The following is an 18,874-nucleotide window of genomic DNA, read 5'->3' as shown; positions in this document are numbered from 1 at the left end:
TTTGGATTGAGTACGCGGGACAAGACATGACCCAGATTGGCCAAACCGGTCCGGAGACGGCTGCACGAAAACCGGCTTACGAACAGCTTTGCCGAGACAATCTTGTTTCGCTGATCTTGGTGGGTGAAGGCGACACTGCCGTCGACGAACATGGGTTGCGATCGATATCGCGCTTTGCCAATGCGCGCTTCGACTATCATGAGCTGATCATTATCGCCTCGGACCGTGCGCCGGATTGGGACAATCGGTTGCGGCAGATCGGTCAGGAAATCGAACATCTGCGTGTGCTGAGCGTTGACCGTCAAAGCGACTATGAAGACATGGTCATTCACGCGATGCACCACGCCATCGGCGATTACATCCTGTGCATGGCCCCGGACGCGGCTTCCGAGGCCGAGTTGGACCAACTGCTCGACCATATCGCCGGGGGTGAGTTTGATGTGGTCAAAGCTGTCTTTGACCCCGCACAGATCCGGCGGCGCGACCGCGTGACTGCCAGTGTGATGGCAGGGATCATGCGGTTGGTCACCGGTCAACAGATTGAATCCTTTCAAGCCCGCGCTTTTGTGCTGACCCGCACCGCCATGTCGCGGTTGGAACAGATGGGTGATATCCTCAAGTTTTTCCGCATCCTGGATCTGTCTGCGCATCTGTCGCAGAAACGGGTCTTTGTCTCGCGCCCGCCCCGCCGCCGTTTTCTGGCAGGGTTCAGCGACAAGGCGCGGCTGAGCGCCGAGTTGGTCTCGCTGTCCTCTGAACGGCTGGTACGCAGCTTTGCGCTGGTCTGCCTGTGCCTGTCGCTGCTCAGCATTCTGGCCACGCTCGGGGCGATCATCACGCGCTTGGTTTTGCAAGATGTGGCCCCCGGCTGGGCCTCGCTTGCGGTGCTGTTCTCGGCCTTGTTTGCCGCGAATTTTGGCGTGTTGTCTGCGATCTGCCTTGGACTGCTGCAATTGCTGAGACAGGGTCGGCGTCGCCGCGAAACGGATTTGGTTTCGGAAATCAGTGGCGGTGACCTCTATCACGTCAGCGCCGCGTTGAACGTAGAAGGATCGGACGAGAGCAAATGACACATGCTTTGATCGGTCATACCGGTTTTGTCGGCGGCACGCTTTGGGGCACAGGCCGCTATGACGTTGGTTTCAACTCCAAGAATTTCCGAGACATGGAAGGCCAGAGCTTTGACACAGTGACCTGCGCCGGGGTGCAGGCGCAGAAATGGTGGGCAAACCAGAACCCTCAAGCCGATTGGGACGGCATAGCGCCGCTTTTGGACGTGTTGGGAACGGTCAAGACGCGCCGTATGATCCTGATCTCTTCGGTGGATGTTTATCAGACACCAGTGGGCGTTGACGAAAACAGCCCCACGCCCGTGGACGGGCACCATCCTTACGGGCTGCATCGGTTGCAGGTCGAAGACCGCCTGAACGCCCTGTTCGACGATTGTCGTATTATCCGCCTGCCCGGTCTTTACGGCGCAGGTCTGAAAAAGAACCTGATCTTTGACACGCTGATGGCGCGGGACCTGTCCGGCTTTGACGCAAGATCCGAGTTTCAGTTCTATCACCTGAAACGGCTTCAATCCGATATCGACCGCCTGTGCGAGACGGGTATTCACAAGCTGAATTTGGCGACCGAGCCGGTGTCAGTGAAAGACGTCATTCACAGCATCAACGGGCAATCCCACACGCTGGAGCTGTCGCGCCCGCCAGTGGAATATGACATGCGCACCTGCCACGGGGGTATCTGGGGCCAAGACGGGCTATATCTGGTCTCGGCTAAAGATTGTCTGGCCGATATCGCCGCATTTGCGGATGAGTGGCGGCGCGAACACCCATGAAACTTGCGGTTTCGAACATCGCTTGGACGGCAGAAGAGGATGCCGTGATCGCACAGCGGTTGCGGGATGCGGGGGCGGATGCGCTAGAAGTCGCGCCGTCGCGGGTGTTTGCCGATGTTGCCGCGGCCACTTCTGAGGATGCGCTTGCGGTTAAGGCGGACTGGGCCGCAGAGGACCTGCCGATCGTGTCCATGCAGGCACTTTTGTTTGGGCAGCCCGACCTGCGCTTGTTCGGTACCGCCCGGGATCAAGACGCTTTTGTAGATTATCTGGCGCATGTCATGGCACGCGCTGGCGAGTTGGGCTGTGGCCCGCTGGTCTTTGGCTCTCCGGGCAATCGCAAGCGTGGGGGGCTGAGCCTGGATCAAGCCTATGACGCAGCGCTGCCGGTGCTGCGCAGAGTTGCAGAGATCGCCGCTGAAACAGGCACGTATTTCTGTCTTGAAGCCAACGCCACAGGATATGGCTGTGATTTCATGACGCAACTGTCAGAGGCCGCCGAGATGGTGCGGCGCGTTGATCATCCCAACATGAGGATGGTTCTGGACACTGGTAATATGCTGATGGCCGGTGAAGACGTAACTGCCATCGAACCGGTCCTGCCGCTGGTTCAGCACGTCCATTTCAGCGCCCCGCAACTGGCCCCGATTGCAGAGCACGCAGCCTTTCTGCGTGCGGTTCTGAGCGGCGTGAAAACTGCAGGCTATGCTGGTTATGTCACGCTTGAGATGCGCAAAACGGACAGCCTGACGCCTTTGCTGAATAACCTGGCGTTCCTGCGTCGGGAACTGGATGAGGCTATGGCATGACGCAACTGCCTCAGTCGGCGGATGTCATCATCATTGGTGGCGGGTTCTATGGGGCGTGTCTGGCCTTGTTCTATCGCTCGGTCGCTGAAAATGTCGTGGTGCTTGAGGAACGCGGGGGTCTGCTGGAGCGCGCCTCTTACGTCAATCAGGCGCGCATTCACACCGGGTTCCACTATCCCAGAAACTTCAAGACCGCACGTCGGTCGCTGTCTTTGTATCAGCGGTTCATTGCGGATTTTCCGTCAGCCGTATTTGGCAATTTCACCATGCTCTATGCCGTCGCGCGGCATGGTTCACGCGTGACGCCGCAGCGATTTGAGAAGATGTTTACCGATCTGGGCGCACCGATTGAGCGGGCCAATCCGACAGAGGTCGCGCTGTTCAATCCCGCTGAGGTCGCGCAGGTCTGGCGCTGTCAGGAATATGCGTTCAACGCAGCGGCTTTGCGCAAGGATCTGGAACACCGTCTGGCACAACAAGGTGTCTCGGTGGCGATCGGGGCCAAGGTTGTCGCGGTCACCCCGGACGGCCCTGATGCGCCGATCCGCGTTGCTGTGGACGGCCATGGAGAGATCCGCGCGCCAATCGTCATTGATGCCACCTATGGTCATCTGGCAGGCCAAAGCGACAGCGGCAACAGGCTGGGCTTCAAATACGAACTGGCTGAGGTTGCCCTGATCGACCCGCCTGCGGCGCTGGAGGGTGTGGGCGTCACCATGATGGATGGTCCGTTCTTTTCCACCATGCCTTTCCCGGCCGAGGATGCCTATTCGCTGACCCATGTACGCTATACCCCGCATCGCGCCTGGTTGGCCGGGCAGGCGCCTCAAGCGGCGGCGTGCAAAAGCCACTGGATGCATATGTTGCGCGACGCCAGCCGTTACCTGCCCTCTCTGTCAGGGGCCACATGGCGCAAGTCTTTGTATGAAACAAAGACGGTTCTGCTGCGTAATGAACGCGATGACGGGCGTCCGATCCTGCTGGACCGAGACCCGCGCCATCCGGGCCTGATGATGGTCATGGGGGGCAAGATCGACAATATCTATGATCTGTTCGAGCGGCTGCAAAGCGATGGCGGATTGGCGCAAAACGCCCATACCCGGTTCATCGAGCGGGGTGGTGTGGCATGATCAAAACCGCGGAAATCGGCCAGATGGCCCGGTTCCTGACCACCGCAGTCGGCGGGTTGGTTCTGGATCTGGCAGTCGCCAGCGCGATGATCCTGATCTGGGCCTTCAGCGACCCTGTCGCCGCCTTTGTTGGCCTTGGCTGCGGCATGGTCTTTAACTATTTCGTTCATCTCAGCTGGACCTTCAAAGATCAGAACAAACGGGCCTCATTCGGTCATTTCCTTCGTTTTGCAGTGGGTGTCGGCGTGGTGCTGGTGTTCCGCATTGGGCTTTTGTGGGCGATGGAGGCCTACGGGATGCAGGCCTATCTGCACCCCACCATCCGATTGGGCATCGCCGCAGGCCTGTCTTTTGTCTTCAGCTATTTGATTTGCAGCCGGCTTATTTTCAGAAACCAGTCCGCAAACCCAGATACCGAGGGGCTTTATTGATGCGCGCTCCCATACAGTTGATTTTGGCGCTTGGTTCTCTGGCAATCCTGATCGGGATGTTGGCTGTGGGCCCCAGATTGCTCCCCCCGGATCCAACGCTGCCAAATGTTGCTGCGATGCAGGGGTATAATATTGGACTGGCCTGGATATTGATCTTTGTCTGGGCAGTTTTGGTGATCTTGCTAACCAGCCTGCCCGCCCAGACCCATGCGGTTGAGGCCCAAGCCACGCAAAGGCCCGTTTCGCTTGTGCAGGCTTGGGTAGAGCGTCTGGTGGTTACCCTGCCCCTTTTCGTTTTCTATTGGCCTTCGGCCATTGCGCGTTTTGGCCCGCATATCGAAGACAGTTACTTCATCGCCGCGTTGCACCGGATATCCTGCGGGCAAATCCCTTATCAGGATTTCGAGTTCCTCTATGGCCCTTTGATGCTGATCCCAGCAGCGATGCTGATAGGCGACGGGTTCTCACCGCTTGGCTATTACTGGATTTATCTGGGTCTACAGGCGGCGTTGCTGATCATCGTCATGGCGGTGCTTCAGCGACTGATCCCGCAAACGGGCAAGCGTTGGCTGGTATTTGTCTTGCTGCTGCCCTTCTGGGTCGATGTCTTGCTTGGGCTGAACTGGATCGCGTGGCGTTATCTGCCCGCCATTCTGGCCATTGTCCTTGTTGCACATGCGCCCAGAAAACCGTCAATGCTGGCGCTTGTTGCGGTTCTTCTGGGGATCGGTGCCGGGTATTCGCATGAATATGCGATAGCAGGTCTGGTTGCTGCCATTGCCATTCTGGTGCTCGATGGCTGGGACCAGCCGCGCGCTTTGGCTCTGCGGATTTTAGGCCTGATCGCCCTGACAATTGTCATCTGGTTGCTGGTTGTGTCCTGGGCGCTTGGCGGCACTCTCGCACCCTATTTCACCCAAACCTTGCAGGTGATGTCTCGTGCCAGCGCAGAAGGGCTGGGGCAGTTTTCCTTTGCGTGGAGCCTGCATAGCCTCGCCTTGTTCGGCCTTCTGGCTGCCGCTTGTGTGGCGGCGGGATCGGGCGTGCGGCGACTGGCGGGCACGCACGCAACCGAAGGGGATCTGATGTTGATGGGTTCGGGCGTATTTGCTGTGATCACGCTCAAGATTGCGCTGCAACGGGCCGATTTTCTACACCTCGCCGTGCCGTTTGTGCCTTTGATCCTGGTCTGGCTTGCGGGCCAACCGACCGCTTTGTTTCGCGTATCCCTGCCGCTTAGACGGTTTGGGGTTGCGATGATTGCATTGGCGGCCTGCGCGCAATTGGCGGGTCATGCGCCTCTGGGCCGCTGGGTTCTGTTCAGCAACCTGCGAGGGCTGTTCCATGAGGTGACAGGCCGCGACACCGCAGGCGCGATTGAGGCGCGCGGACCATCGACACAGGCGTTCCGCACCAAGGCGCAACCAGCGCGTGTTGATCTGGCCGACCGCCTCGCCGCGCCGGATTTGGCTGGGCGGCCTGTGATCTTCTATGGCAATCTTTGGAAAATGGCGGCCGAAACAGGCACTTGCCCGGCAGGATATTCGTTTTATGACATCCTATATACCGACCCGTTTAACCCGCTGTCCCAGACCGCCCGGGCAGAGGGCACAATCATTGTCGCCCGTGCAGATGACCTAGCTGACTTGACGGCAGAGACCGGGACAGAGCCCAAGGCACAGCTCGCCAAATCAGGGCTTTTGCCTTGGATTATCGGCGACGTCGCCTCACAATCAAAACTGGAAAACCAAATCGAGTTTCGCATGTGGCAACAGGCTTTGGGGGCGGATCTGGTAGAGGACTTCGAAATGTTCGACCAGTCAGGGCCTTACGTTTTGATGGAGCAAAAAGATGACTGATCAATTGCTCTTTTCCATCATCATGCCTGCCTATAACGAAGAGGACGTGATCGAAGATACGATCCGCGATCTGTGTGAGCACCTGAACACGACCGAGTTCCACTATGAGCTGATCGTCGTCGATGATGCCAGTTCGGATGCCACCGCCGAAATTCTGAAGAAGCTGGTTTGGGATTATCCGAACCTGCGCAATATCCACAATGCAGGCCCGAACGGGTACGGATTTGCGATCCGCAAGGGGCTTGAGGTGTATAAGGGCGATGCTGCGGTTGTTGTCACCTCGGACGGGGCCGATGCGCCGCAAGATGTGGCGGCCTATTTCAAATGCATCGCGGATGGGGCCGATTGTGCCTTTGGCGCACGGTTCGGGCCGGATAGCACCGTGGTGGGCTATCCGCCCGTCAAACGCGTGATCAACCGGGTGACAAACACGCTGATCGGCTGGATGGTTGGCGCGCCCTATCGGGATTTCACCAACGGGTTCAAATGCTATCGCCGGACGGTGATCGACGACATGCAGCCGCTGGTGGCCGGTCAGTTCAACATCACGATCGAAATGTCTCTTAAGGCGGTTCTGGGCGGTTGGAACTATTCGGTTGTCCCCAATGATTGGCGGCAGAGGGATGGCGGAGAATCCAGCTTTAGTATTCTCAAGCTGATCCGCCCTTACGGGGCCACTCTGCTGTATTGCCTGCTGCGCAATTACCTTATGTCCGTACGTCGGTAGCTGCCATGAAACCTTTGCGCATTGCCATGGTCACCACGTTTTACCCGCCCTTCAATTTCGGCGGTGACGGGATTTATGTGCAGCGTCTTGCCCGGGCGCTGACCGCGCGAGGCCATCATGTTGAGGTTATTCACGACACTGACGGGTTCCGCCAGTTGTCAGGCCGCACCCCCGATCTACCACCAGAGGATGGGGTGATTGTGCACCGTCTGGGCTCGCGCTTTCCGATGCTGGGCGCTTTGGCCGTGCAACAAACCGGCCAGCCACTGTCGCATAGACGCGCCTTGCAAGAGCTTTTGACGGACCGGTTTGACGTCATCCACTACCATAACATCTCGCTGATCGGCGGGCCCGGGATCTGGAAGATTGGCACCGGGATCAAGCTGCATACCGCACATGAGCACTGGATGGTGTGCCCCTCGCATATATTGTGGCGCGACAACCGTGAGATCTGTGACGAAAGGCGCTGCTTACGCTGCGTGCTGCGCCACAAGCGACCGCCGCAGCTGTGGCGCGCGACCGACCTTGTGGCGCGCGAGGCGCACCATGTGGACGCGTTTTTGATGCTCAGCCAGTCTTGTCTGGACAATCATCGCCGCTTTGGGTTCACAGCGCCTGCGCAAGTGATCCCCTCGTTCCTGCCTGACGCGCCCGAACTGCCCGAGCAACCCTCGATCCACCCGCGCCCGTTTTTCTTTTTCGCCGGTCGATTGGAAGTCATCAAAGGCTTGCAGGACGTCATCCCCGCCTTTGACGACCGATTGAATGCCGATCTGCTGATTGCAGGCGATGGCGAATATGAACCTGAACTGCGCCGTCTGGCCGAAGGGAAATCCAACGTGCATTTCCTGGGTAGACTACCGCCCGAAGATCTGCGGCGATACTATCGCGACGCACTGGCCGCTATTACACCTTCGCGTTGCTATGAGGTCTTCCCGCTGGTTGTGCTTGAGGCGTTTCGCGACGGCACGCCGATCATCGCCCGCGATCTTGGTCCCTATCCGGAGATTGTTCATCACACGGGGGGTGGGGCTCTGTTTCGATCGACCGATGAGCTTGCGAAAATCCTGCGGCAATTTGCGGATGATCCCGCCCTGTCAGCCCAATTGGGGCAGAAAGCGCTTCGGGGATTTGATGAAAACTGGCGAGAAGACGTTGCCCTGACGGCCTATTTTGGAATCATCGAAAATCTGAGAGAACAGCGATCTTGAAGACGCTTTTGGGTTGAACGGCCCCTCAGAGCCCGTATGATCAAAACTTAATATCTTATTTAAACCCTCAGCTATTTTCATTCCAGTGTTGCGAACATATCATTATCCACCTGAAAGGCCCAGTTTGTGGGGGCGACTCCCTATTGTTGACAAATTTGTCCCGCAGGTTTCGGGGCATTCCGGTGGGGTGAAGATTCTTCGGTGGTTAGTGAGTTGAAGGGAGAGAGTTCGGTGAAGGCCATTTTCTGTGGCAATGAAGCGCTGCTGTTACAATCTGCGCAGGTTTTTCTGGATCGCGGCGGCGAAATTTCGGGTGTTCTATCGCGGGATCCAAGGGTTGTGTCCTGGGCGGTTGAACGGGATTTGCCGGTCTTTGCAAGCGACCAAGAGGCGGTCCAATCCGCGGCGCAATGTGATTTTCTGTTCAGCATTGCCAATACGCAGATACTGTCCGCAGATCTGATTGATTTGCCCCGGCTCGCTGCGATCAACCTGCATGATGGACCCCTGCCTGCCAGAATTGGTGTCAACGTTCCTGTCTGGTCGATCTATGAAGGGCGGACGGCCCACGCAATCACCTGGCATGCGATGCAGCCGGGTTTGGCGCCGACGCGTGCCTATCTGATCCGCGAGTTCGACATTGCCCCGGAAGATACCGCCTTCAGCCTGAATGCGCGCTGTTATGAAACAGCGCTTGAGACCTTTCCGCAGCTATTGACCCTGTTAGAGAAGACCCCGGAGCCCGCGATCATTTTGGCGGGTACGGGTCAACGCTATAATCATACGAAGCGCCCGGCCCATGACGGGCAGCTTGATCTGCAACTGTCCGCGTCGGACCTGATGCGTCAGATCCGTGCTCTGGACCATGGGTCTTACAAGAACCCGGTGGCTTTGCCCAAGCTTTGGACCGGACAGCAGGTTTTGATGATCCGTTCTGCCAAGTTGTCCGGTGCAGCGAGTGGTGTTCCCGGTCAGGTGATCGAGGTCACAGGCGACACAATCACCGTGTCCTGCCAGGATAGCGATCTGGTTTTGCACGGCCTGCAAGACGCAAACGGGAACGCGCCCAAAGGGCTTGAGCAGGGGCATATCCTGCCTCCTCCTCTGAATGTTGATATCGGCCTGTCAGAAGGCAGCGCCAAGCAAGAGGGCAACTGGGCCGCGGCTCTACTGTCTGCAAAACCCGCTATTCCGCCCTATCCGCGCAACACGATGCGCAACGATGCGGTACAGCAGCGGATTTTGGTGGACATTCCAGCCAAAGCCGATGCGACGCAGCTTACAGCAGCTTGGCTTGCGTGGAATGCAGGCTTGAACGGCGCGCAAAACGCTTCGATCTCTGTCCTGTCCACGCCGGGTTCGGCGCTGTTTGCGGGCGACCGCCCGATGGGACTGGACATCGATCCCGAGCAGCAAGTGGAGCAGTTTCTGGCGCAGGCCAGGGCCGAATGGGAGCGTGTGACCCAAGCCAGCCCCATGGCGGTCGACCTTCCCTTGCGGATGGGTGCGCAGCGCGATCAGGCGTTGAATGCCCTGTCCGTCGCTGTCGATCTGCGCACCAGTCCAGCGACGACCACACAGGACTTTGTGCTGATCCCCGCCGAAGGAGATCTACCCGCCAAGCTGAGTGTATCCCCTGCCCTGATGACTGATGCGGTGGTGCAGGCCATCGCGCGTGATTTCGCGGCGTTCTTGCAATCGATGCTGGACAGGCCCGAGGCCGCTCTGGGCGATTTGCCACTGGGCACGCCCACTATCGCTGCGCGCTCGGATGAGGCATCAGATGGCGCGGCCAGCGTCCATGCCGCTTTCAGACGTCAGGTCGCGGCCACCCCGGATGCCACCGCCCTTGAGGTCGAAGACCGCCGGTTCACTTATCGCCAGCTTGATGCAGACTCGGATGCTTTGGCTCGCGTCTTGCAAGCGCGCGGGGCGCAGCCGGGGCAGATTGTCGGCCTGTGTCTGGAGCGCAGCGCCGATCTGGTGGTTGCGATGCTGGCCATCCTCAAGACCGGTGCCGCCTATCTGCCGCTGGATCCGTCTTACCCCGAAGACCGTATCACCTATATGATCGAAGACAGCGCGGCGGCGCTGATCGTCTCAAGCCCGTCTGCGGCGGCGCGCCTTTCCCTTCCACCTCAGATCACCATTATGGCGTCGGAACGTGATCAAAGCGGCGCGCCGCTTCCTGATCTGGGAGCCGAAAACGATCTGATGAACCTGATCTATACGTCAGGATCCACAGGTCGGCCCAAAGGGGTGATGATCCCGCATCGCACTGTTCTGAATTTCATGGCCGGTATGGATGACGAAGTGCCGCTGCTCGCCGGATCCCGTTTGTTCGGTGTAACCTCGGTATCCTTCGACATCTCTGTGCTCGAGATTTTCTGGATCCTGTCGCGCGGCGCCACGTTGGTGTTACAAACCGATGGGGCCAGCGAAACCGTCCTTCCCGATTTCTCATTGTTTTACTTCGCGTCCGAGGCATCTGGAACCGGCCATCACGCCTATCGCCTGCTGATCGAAGGGGCCAAGTTTGCTGATCAGAACGGGTTCAAGGCGGTCTGGACACCGGAACGGCATTTCCACGCCTTTGGCGGGCTCTATCCTAACCCGGCTATTGCTGCGGCCACCTTGGCCGGTATCACCAACAATATTGAATTGCGCGCAGGCTCTGCCGTGTTGCCCCTGCACCATCCCGTGCAAGTGGCCGAAGATTGGGCGCTGGTTGATAACCTGTCGAACGGGCGCGCGGGCATTGCTTTGGCGTCAGGTTGGCAGCCAAATGACTTTGTTTTGAACCCATCAGCCTTTGCCAGGCGCAAAGAGGTGATGATCGAAGGCATCGATACGCTGCGCGCCCTCTGGAAAGGCGAAGAGCGCAGCTTTCCGGGACATGACGACAAACCGGTTTCGCTGGAAATTCACCCGCGCCCGGTGCGTGGGGACATACCGCTTTGGCTGACCGCTGCGGGCAATCCCGAAACCTTTGCTGCAGCGGCCCAAGCTGGGTGCGGGGTTCTGACCCACCTTCTCGGGCAAAGCTTTGACGAGGTGGCGGAAAAGATCCGTGCCTACCGGCTCGCCTGGCGCGCTGCCGGACATCCCGGAAACGGACATGTTGTGTTGATGCTGCACACTTTTGTTTCAGACGACGAAGAGAAAGTGCGCACCCAAGCCCGCGAGCCGATGAAGCAATATCTGCGCTCATCCGTGGACCTGCTGAAAAAGGCCGCATGGACCTCGCCCCTGATGGCGGAACGGTCGCGCGAGTCGGGCATGAACCCACAAGAGATGTTCGAAAAGCAGGAACTCAGCGAGGATGAGCTGGACGCGCTGCTGGATCATGCGTTCGAGCGGTATTACCACAGCTCGGGCCTGTTCGGCACGCCCGACAGCGCTGGTGACATGGTGCGCCAGCTGGCGCAGGTCGGTGTGGATGAAATCGCCTGCCTGATCGACTTCGGGATCGACACCGATGTGGTCATGGAAAACCTGCCCCATATCAAAGCGTTGATGGACAACCTTACGCAACAGGGCGGCGTCGATCGCAAGGCCACCGTGGCCGAAGAGATCATCGCCAAGGAAATCACCCACCTGCAATGCACGCCACCCATGGCCTCGTTGTTGGCCGCTGATGGTGTCGGACGGCAGGCTTTGGGGCAGCTGGATGTGATGATGGTTGGCGGCGAAGCCTTTCCACCCGATCTGGCGCGCGGCATCCGCGACGCTATGGCTAAGGACGGGCTGTTGCTGAACATGTATGGCCCCACCGAGGCGACGATCTGGTCGTCAGTCGCGCGTCTGGATGACCCGCAAGCGCTGATCCCGCTGGGCGACCCGATCCGCAACACGACACTTTCGATCCGTTCGGATACCGGGCGCGAATTGCCGGATCTGGTCGAGGGTGAGCTTTGGATTGGCGGCGAAGGCGTTGCTGACGGCTATTGGAAGCGCCGCGACCTGACAGCCGAACGCTTTGTCTCAGCCGCTGGTCAGAAATTCTATCGCACCGGAGACTTGGTGCGGCGGGGTGCGTCCGGTCAGTTGGAATTCCTGGGCCGCAAGGACAATCAGGTCAAAATCCGTGGCTATCGGATGGAGCTGGGTGAGATCGAAGGCGCGCTTGGTGCTGTTGCCGGTGTGCGGCAGGCCGTGGTCAAAGCGGTTGAGTTCGGACCGGGCGATATCCGGCTTGTTGGCTATGTCACCGCCAGCGGACCGGCACCTGACCCAGCGGCCTTGGGCACAGCCTTGGCACAGGAGCTGCCCGATTTCATGGTGCCCAGCCAATTCATGGTCATGGCGGATTTCCCGCTGACCCCAAATGGAAAGATCGACCGCAAAGCGTTGCCCAAACCGGTACTGGAACAGGTTGAGGACGGCGCATCCGCCGCCACCGAATTTGAGGCGGGAATTGCAGAAATCTGGGCCGAAGCACTGGATGTGCCAAGCGTCCCGGTCACGGTGAACTTCTTTGATCTGGGTGGGCACTCGTTGTTGGTGGTGCAATTGCGACGCAGGTTGAAAGACAAATTGGGCCTGGATGTTGCTGTGACCGATATTTTCCGCTTTCCAACTGTACGAGGGTTGGCTGAGCATTTGGGGCAATCTGGGACGGACACAGGCAACCAACCCAGCAAAGCTGCAAGCCGAGGGGCTGCGCGCGCGCGAGCCCGTCTGGCCCACACGAAACGACGCTGAGGCGCAGGCTGGTATACCGTCTGGAGAACGAGCAATTGAGCAACGACGCAACAGGCAGTTTTGACAACCGCATCGCCATCATCGGCCGCGCAGGCCGGTTTTCGGGTGCGCCTGACATTAATGCCTTTTGGCAACTGCTGTCCGAGGGTCGTACAGGTGCGGCGCGTTTGTCTGACGCAGATCTTTTGGCGCGCGGTGTAACACGCAAAGAATTGGCCGACCCGAACTATGTCAAAGTCGCGCATATCCTGCCGGATATGGAAAACTTTGACGCGGGCTTTTTCGGATTTTCCCCGCGTGAGGCCTCCATTCTTGACCCGCAGCACCGCCATTTCCTGCAATGCGGCTGGGAAGTGCTGGAAGACGCGGGCTGGATGCCTGAAAGCTTTGACGGGCGTATCGGTGTGTATGCCGGTTCTGGCATGCAAAGCTATCTGCCCTTCAATCTTCTCAGTAACCCTGATCTGGTCGAAGAGATCGGGATGTTCCTGTTGCGCCATACGGGCAATGATAAGGATTTCCTGACCACTCGGCTGTCTTATCTGTTGAACCTCACCGGTCCTTCTGTTGCGGTGCAAACCGCCTGTTCCACCTCGCTTGTGGCCGTCCATCTGGCCTGCGGGGCACTGATGAACATGGAATGTGACATGGCTCTGGCTGGGGGTGTCACGATCGAGCTTCCGCACCGCGTCGGATATGGCTTTTCCCCGGGTGAGATCCTGTCGCCTGATGGCGTCTGTCGCGCCTTTGACGATGACAGTCAGGGCACTGTCTTCGGGTCGGGCGCTGCCGTTCTGGCCCTACGGCGCTATGAGGATGCGGTTAGGGACGGTGACGACATCAAAGCCGTCATTCTGGGCACAGCGATCAACAATGATGGGGTCGGCAAGGCCAGCTATCTTGCGCCCTCGGTCGACGGACAAGCCGAAGCTGCCGCCGAAGCCCTGGCCCTGGCCGGGCTTGAGCCGGGCGATGTCGATTATATTGAAGCCCACGGTACGGGTACGCCAATCGGCGACCCGATTGAGCTGACCGCATTGCAAGATGTCTATAGCGGTGTGCAGGCTGGGTCGATTGGTATCGGGTCGGTGAAAACCAATATCGGGCACACAGATACCGCCGCAGGGGCGGCCAGTTTGATCAAGGTGGTCGAAAGCCTGACCCATGAACGCTTGCCTGCGAGCCTGAATTTCAACACACCCAACAGCCGGTTCGATTTCGCCCGCAGCCCGTTCCAGGTTGAGGCGCGCGGGCGCGATTGGCCGCGTGGACAACGGGTCCGCCGCGCCGCTGTGAACTCGTTGGGAGTGGGCGGTACCAATGCGCATGTGGTTGTTGAAGAGGCCCCCGCCCAACAACAGACACAGGAAGACAACCAGTGGCGGTTGTTCCCGTTCTCAGCCCGCAAAGATGGCGCATTGTCCGCGCTGCGCGAGAAATGGGTTGATTACCTGTCCGACCATTCTCCGGCCAGCCCCGACATCGCAACCACGCTGCGCGATGGCCGCCGCGCCTTTGCGGAACGGTTTGTCGTCGCAGCGCGCAATCCGTCAGAGCTGCGTTCGGTCCTGCAAGCCAAGGCGCATCCGCTTGGTGCAAAAGGCAAAAGCACCGAAGGCGATACGACGCCCGAGATCGTGTTTCTCTTCCCCGGCGGAGGCGCGCAATATCCCGGTGCAGGCACCGAGATGCGCACATCATCGGTTGTGTTTGACGCCGCCGTGCATGAATGCCTGAACGCGTTGCCCGCAGACGCGCCTGCAGACCTCGAAGAAATGATGTTCGCGCGGGATCGCTCGGATGCTGAAGCTTCGGCCAAGCTGTCGCGCTCGGATTATGCGATACCGGCTTTGTTCATTCTTGAATATGCCTATGCGCGGCTGTGGGACAGTTGGGGCGTCAAGCCCGACGTGATCTTTGCCCACAGCGTGGGCGAATACGCGGCTGCAGTCATCGCTGGTACGATGCAGTTGGGGGATGCGCTGAAAATTGTCACCCTGCGCGGTCAGGTGATGGAAGCTGCACCCGAAGGTGCGATGACCACCGTGCCCTTCAACGAAGCCGACACTGCCGAATTTATCCAGAGGACCGGGGCCGAGCTGGATATCGCCGCGCTCAACCTGCCGGACCGCACAGTGGTATCCGGCCCCTTGCAAGCCATCGAACGGCTTGAGGACGAGCTTGCCAAACAAGATCACGAGGTGCGACGGATCCACATCGCCGTGGCCGCACATTCGCGCCAATTGGACGGTCAGCTGGATCGCTTCCGTGCCGGATTTGAGGGCGTGACCTTTGCTGAGCCTAAGATCCCGGTGATGTCGTCGTTGCGCGGTGCCCCCGCGCAATCCAGTGATCTGGCCTCGGCTGACTATTGGGTGCAGCATTTGCGGCACACGGTCCGCTTTACCGATGCCACGAAAGAGGCGCTTTACGCGCCGGGTCGGATCGTGATCGAAGTGGGCCCTGGCCAGACCTTAGGTCCGTTGGTCGAGGCGATGGAGCTGCCTCACAAACCACGCGCAATGGTCTATTCCGCACCTTCCGTGCGCGCGCCACGCGACGAGTTCGGGGTAATGCTGACAGCATTTGGCGCGCTCTGGGCCAATGGCTGCGACGTTGAATGGGACAAGGCCGTTCCCAGGGGTGGTCGCCGGATCTCGTTGCCAACCTATGCGTTTGACAAGACACGACACTGGATCGAACCGGGCCGTGGCAAAGCTGATGCTGATGATCAGGGCCCGCTGACCCTGCCCCGCATCGCGCAGATGGATGACTGGTTCGAAACCATCGAATGGGCACCCACGCCTGTGGCCTCGTTGGGTGCGACCACAATTGGCGCATCACCATTGTTGGTCTTTGCCGGGTCCGACACTTTGTCGCGTGCGGTTGTCAAAGACCTGTCGCGCGCGGGTGCAGAAACCACCGTAATCACTGTCGGGTCTGCATTTGCCAAAACCGAGGACGGCTATCAGCTGCGCCCGAACGCGGTTGAAGATTTTGATGCATTGCTGGCTGAAATCGGTCAGGCTTTGCCAGCGCGGATCTTGATGTTGTGGCCTTTGGCCGACACAAGCACAACAGCGTTTGACAGCACCGTTCTGCTGGCGCGCCTGTTGCAACAGGCCGATACTGGCCGAATTCGGGTTGTTGTTGCCGCACGGGGGGCCACTGGCCCGGATACGCGTGATCCCGAACTGGCGCTTTTGGCGGGCGTCATCCGATCTGCCCCGCGCGAAGTGCCCGAGTTGGAAGCCGTGCTGGTTGATCTGGACGCGCAGGCCTCGGAACCTGCTGCAATCGCTACGGATGCGCGCCGGATATTGGACGAGGCGCTGTCCACAAGTCCGGAAGATCAGGTCGCTTGGCGCGGCGACGTCAGGCTGACGCGCAAACGCGTTTCCAGCCCCATGCCCACTCAGACGGTGGAGTCCCGCATCCAACCCGGTGGCACCTGGTTGATCACCGGCGGCACCGGTGGCATCGGGCGTCAGTTTGGGCGTTGGCTGGGTGAGACCTATCAGGCCAAGATCGGGCTTCTGTCGCGCTCTGCCCATGAGGATGAGGCGCTGGCCCGCCAGATCCGCGCGGCGGGCGGTGATGTCATGTTCCTGAAAACGGATGTGACGGATAAAGACGCCATGGCTGCCGCAATCGCCTATCTGCAAAGCAGCTTTGGGCCGGTGCGTGGCGTCTTGCATGCAGCGGGCGTCCTGGATGACGGCCCCTTGTCCGTCAAATCGCTGGACGATCTGCATGCAGTCATTGCGCCGAAAGTCAAAGGCGCGCAGATCCTGGACGAATTGCTGCCCGATGGCAGCCTGGATGCATTTGCCGTTGTCTCTTCGACCTCGGTCGAAACCGGACCCGCCGGACAGGTGGGCTATGTGGGCGCCAATGCGGCGCTTGAGGCGCTAGCGGCGCGGCGTAGTGATGGGCTGTCTTTGGCTTGGGGTGCCTGGCGCGACAGCGGCATGGCCGCGCGCGTCTTTGGCCATGCTGGTTTTGAAGCGGAAACGGATAGACATCCGCTTTTGGGTCATCGCCGCAGCGAAGACAACGGTGAGGTCATCTTTGAACGGCTGATGCATCCCGAAGAGGATTGGGAGATCGCAGATCATGTGGTAGCGGGCCTGCCCGTCCTGCCCGGTACGGCCTTTATCGAGCTAGCGCAAAGTGCCGCCAAAGAGGTTCTGCAATCGTCACCATTTGAAATCTCCGCCCTGTCTTTCAACCAGCCGATGGTATTTGCTGAGAACCTGCCGCGCCTGATGCGGGTTACACTGACTCCGATCCAAGACGGGTTCGAGCTGAAAATCAGCAGTATGCTCAGCGCCTCTGATCCTGCCGAGGACCAAGTGCAGATGCAAATCCTGACAAAACGCAAGGCAGACAAAGCCTTGCCACACGGGTTCGACGCCATCCCGGCGATGTCGCCCATAGCGGTCGAGGATTTGGTCAAGCAAGATGACGTGATCGGGTTTGGTCCACGTTGGGACACGGTTGGCCCGGCCCGGCGTGCGGGCAATTGGTGTGAGGGTCAGTTCACCCTGCCCGAGGCCTATCTGGCCGATCTGAGCACCCATCCGCTGCATCCCGGCCTTCTGGATATGGCCGCCACCGTTGGTCTGAACGGGCTGCAACGCGACGCCACAGCCCCGCTATACGCTCCGATGTCGGTGGCCCGCATCCGGGTCTTTGCACCGCTGTCCCAAGCGATCACCGCGCAATCGGTGAAAGTGGCGGAAACCAGAGGTCAGTTCGCAGCCTTTGACGTGGTGATCCGCGACAGCGCAGGCGTTGTGCTTATGATCTTTGAGCATCTCGCCCTGCGCGCCCTGTCGCAAGAGGCGCTGTCCACCGCCCCGGCCCCCGCGCAATTGGGCAACCAACTGCTGGCGACCGGTATCCGGGACAGTGAGGCTGACGCGCTGTTCACACAGATCTTTAGCCATCCCAGCCGCCATCAGATCATCTCGCCGGTCTCGCTGGATCTGGTTAATCTGATGATGGTCGAGGCGCGCCCAAAACCCAAAGCGCGCGCCAAATTAGACAACGCTTCCAAATCCAAACTGGGACCTCACAGCGCCAAGATGGCCGAGATCTGGGAGGACATTCTGGGTGCGCCCGATCTGCAGCCCGAAGATGACTTCTTTGACCTCGGCGGCCATTCCCTGAACGCGGTTCGCCTTTTCGCGCGGATCCGGCAGGAATTTGACGTGGGGCTGCCGCTGGCCACGCTTTTTGAAACGCCGACCCTTGGGGCGCTGACAGCTTTGGTGCTGCAAACCGCAGGCTTGAGCGAGGACGAGGATGTGCCCACGCCCAGCCTTGCCACCTCATGGAGCCCTCTGGTTCAAATCACCAAAGGCGACGAGAAAAGCCGCCCGTTGTTCTGTATTCACGGCGCAGGGGGCAATATCCTGAACTTCCGTCCGTTGGCCGGGTTCCTTGATCCGTCCATCCCGTTCTTTGGGCTGCGGGCCCTCGGCTCGGATGGCGGTGCCGAAGTCGATGCCACGATCGAGGAGATGGCAGCGCGCTATATCACAGCGATCCGCGAACGTTATGGCAAAGGCCCTTACCGTCTGGCTGGATATTCGGGCGGTGGCGTGGTGGCCTTTGAGATGGTCCGGCAATTGCGTGCGGATGGTGAAGACGTCGACAGCCTGACTTTCTTTGACACGATCGCCCCACATATGTCGCAGCGCCCGCTGAGCCTGGGCCAAAAGCTGTGGGCGGCGCGAAAATGGGATCTGGCCTATGCGCTGGATTGGATGAACCGACGTCGTTCGGGCCAGGAGAATCGAGACAAGCTGTCCGAGATCAAAGCCATTCTGGAGTCGGGAAAACCGCTGCCGGATGAGCTGATCGGTCCGCGCATGACCCATTGTTTTGTGCAGGCGCAAAACCTTTACGACACACCCAAACTGGACGTGGATATCCACCTGTTCAAAGCACGTCGCGCCAGCGCGCTGTTCATTGCGGCGGGGGACGATCTGGGTTGGGGCGAATATGTCGAGGGGCAGATCACCACGCGTGAATTCGACTGTGACCATTTCACCATGATGGCCGAACCCGCCATCGCCCTGATCGGTCGAGAGTTGAACCAGCGGTTGCTTGGCCTTGAGCACGAAGCAGATGAGATGGGCAGCGTGGCCTGACG

10 protein-coding genes are annotated in these 18,874 nt (G+C 59.4%); all 10 read left to right on the top strand.

The features are described 5' to 3' along the window. Positions 1-26 precede the first annotated feature (26 nt). The 10 genes from GOV38_RS13410 to GOV38_RS13365 all read left to right on the top strand — a co-directional run bounded on the left by GOV38_RS13410 (position 27) and on the right by GOV38_RS13365 (position 18,872). Positions 27-1,070 (top strand): hypothetical protein, encoded by a 1,044-nt coding sequence (locus GOV38_RS13410; RefSeq protein ID WP_171208272.1) that lies wholly within the window; start codon positions 27-29, stop codon positions 1,068-1,070. After that, positions 1,067-1,840, top strand: coding sequence for an NAD(P)-dependent oxidoreductase (locus tag GOV38_RS13405; RefSeq protein WP_171208271.1), 774 nt, complete (start codon positions 1,067-1,069; stop codon positions 1,838-1,840). The genes GOV38_RS13410 and GOV38_RS13405 overlap by 4 nt, the downstream gene beginning before the upstream one ends. After that, positions 1,837-2,649, top strand: a complete 813-nt coding sequence (locus tag GOV38_RS13400) for a sugar phosphate isomerase/epimerase (protein ID WP_171208270.1) — start codon at positions 1,837-1,839, stop codon at positions 2,647-2,649. Before GOV38_RS13405 ends, GOV38_RS13400 begins: the two co-directional genes overlap by 4 nt. Further along, positions 2,646-3,779, top strand: coding sequence for an FAD-binding oxidoreductase (locus GOV38_RS13395; RefSeq protein ID WP_171208269.1), 1,134 nt, complete (start codon positions 2,646-2,648; stop codon positions 3,777-3,779). The genes GOV38_RS13400 and GOV38_RS13395 overlap by 4 nt, the downstream gene beginning before the upstream one ends. Next, entirely contained in the window at positions 3,776-4,210 is a 435-nt protein-coding gene (locus GOV38_RS13390) for a GtrA family protein (RefSeq protein ID WP_171102153.1), read from the top strand. Before GOV38_RS13395 ends, GOV38_RS13390 begins: the two co-directional genes overlap by 4 nt. Beyond that, positions 4,210-6,069: a hypothetical protein gene (locus GOV38_RS13385; RefSeq protein WP_171208268.1), complete on the top strand. Its 1,860-nt coding sequence runs from the start codon at positions 4,210-4,212 to the stop codon at positions 6,067-6,069. Before GOV38_RS13390 ends, GOV38_RS13385 begins: the two co-directional genes overlap by 1 nt. Next, positions 6,062-6,796 (top strand): glycosyltransferase family 2 protein, encoded by a 735-nt coding sequence (locus GOV38_RS13380; protein WP_171208267.1) that lies wholly within the window; start codon positions 6,062-6,064, stop codon positions 6,794-6,796. The genes GOV38_RS13385 and GOV38_RS13380 overlap by 8 nt, the downstream gene beginning before the upstream one ends. A gap of 5 nt (positions 6,797-6,801) precedes the next feature. Then, positions 6,802-8,007 (top strand): glycosyltransferase family 4 protein, encoded by a 1,206-nt coding sequence (locus GOV38_RS13375; protein WP_171208266.1) that lies wholly within the window; start codon positions 6,802-6,804, stop codon positions 8,005-8,007. Between the two features lie 231 nt (positions 8,008-8,238). Continuing rightward, on the top strand, positions 8,239-12,711 hold the full coding sequence (locus GOV38_RS13370; RefSeq protein ID WP_171208265.1) for a MupA/Atu3671 family FMN-dependent luciferase-like monooxygenase: 4,473 nt from the start codon (positions 8,239-8,241) through the stop codon (positions 12,709-12,711). A 35-nt stretch (positions 12,712-12,746) separates the two neighbouring features. After that, positions 12,747-18,872 carry a type I polyketide synthase gene (locus tag GOV38_RS13365; protein ID WP_171208264.1) on the top strand — a complete coding sequence of 2,042 codons (6,126 nt, stop codon included), beginning with the start codon at positions 12,747-12,749 and terminating at the stop codon, positions 18,870-18,872. Positions 18,873-18,874: the final 2 nt, after the last annotated feature.

The sequence above is a fragment of the Ruegeria sp. HKCCA5839 genome (genome assembly GCF_013035585.1).
In the GTDB taxonomy this organism is placed as follows: Bacteria; Pseudomonadota; Alphaproteobacteria; order Rhodobacterales; family Rhodobacteraceae; genus Ruegeria.
The sequence above is the reverse complement of the archived record's forward strand: the minus strand, read 5'-3'. Positions and strand labels throughout refer to the sequence as shown.

Bases quoted from the DNA above. Each gene is read 5' to 3' on its own strand.
- GOV38_RS13380 (WP_171208267.1), top strand. From the start codon at position 6,062: ATGACTGATCAATTGCTCTTTTCCATCATCATGCCTGCCTATAACGAA.
- GOV38_RS13375 (WP_171208266.1), top strand. From the start codon at position 6,802: ATGAAACCTTTGCGCATTGCCATGGTCACCACGTTTTACCCGCCCTTC.
- GOV38_RS13385 (WP_171208268.1), top strand. From the start codon at position 4,210: ATGCGCGCTCCCATACAGTTGATTTTGGCGCTTGGTTCTCTGGCAATC.
- GOV38_RS13390 (WP_171102153.1), top strand. From the start codon at position 3,776: ATGATCAAAACCGCGGAAATCGGCCAGATGGCCCGGTTCCTGACCACC.
- GOV38_RS13405 (WP_171208271.1), top strand. From the start codon at position 1,067: ATGACACATGCTTTGATCGGTCATACCGGTTTTGTCGGCGGCACGCTT.
- GOV38_RS13400 (WP_171208270.1), top strand. From the start codon at position 1,837: ATGAAACTTGCGGTTTCGAACATCGCTTGGACGGCAGAAGAGGATGCC.
- GOV38_RS13395 (WP_171208269.1), top strand. From the start codon at position 2,646: ATGACGCAACTGCCTCAGTCGGCGGATGTCATCATCATTGGTGGCGGG.
- GOV38_RS13410 (WP_171208272.1), top strand. From the start codon at position 27: ATGACCCAGATTGGCCAAACCGGTCCGGAGACGGCTGCACGAAAACCG.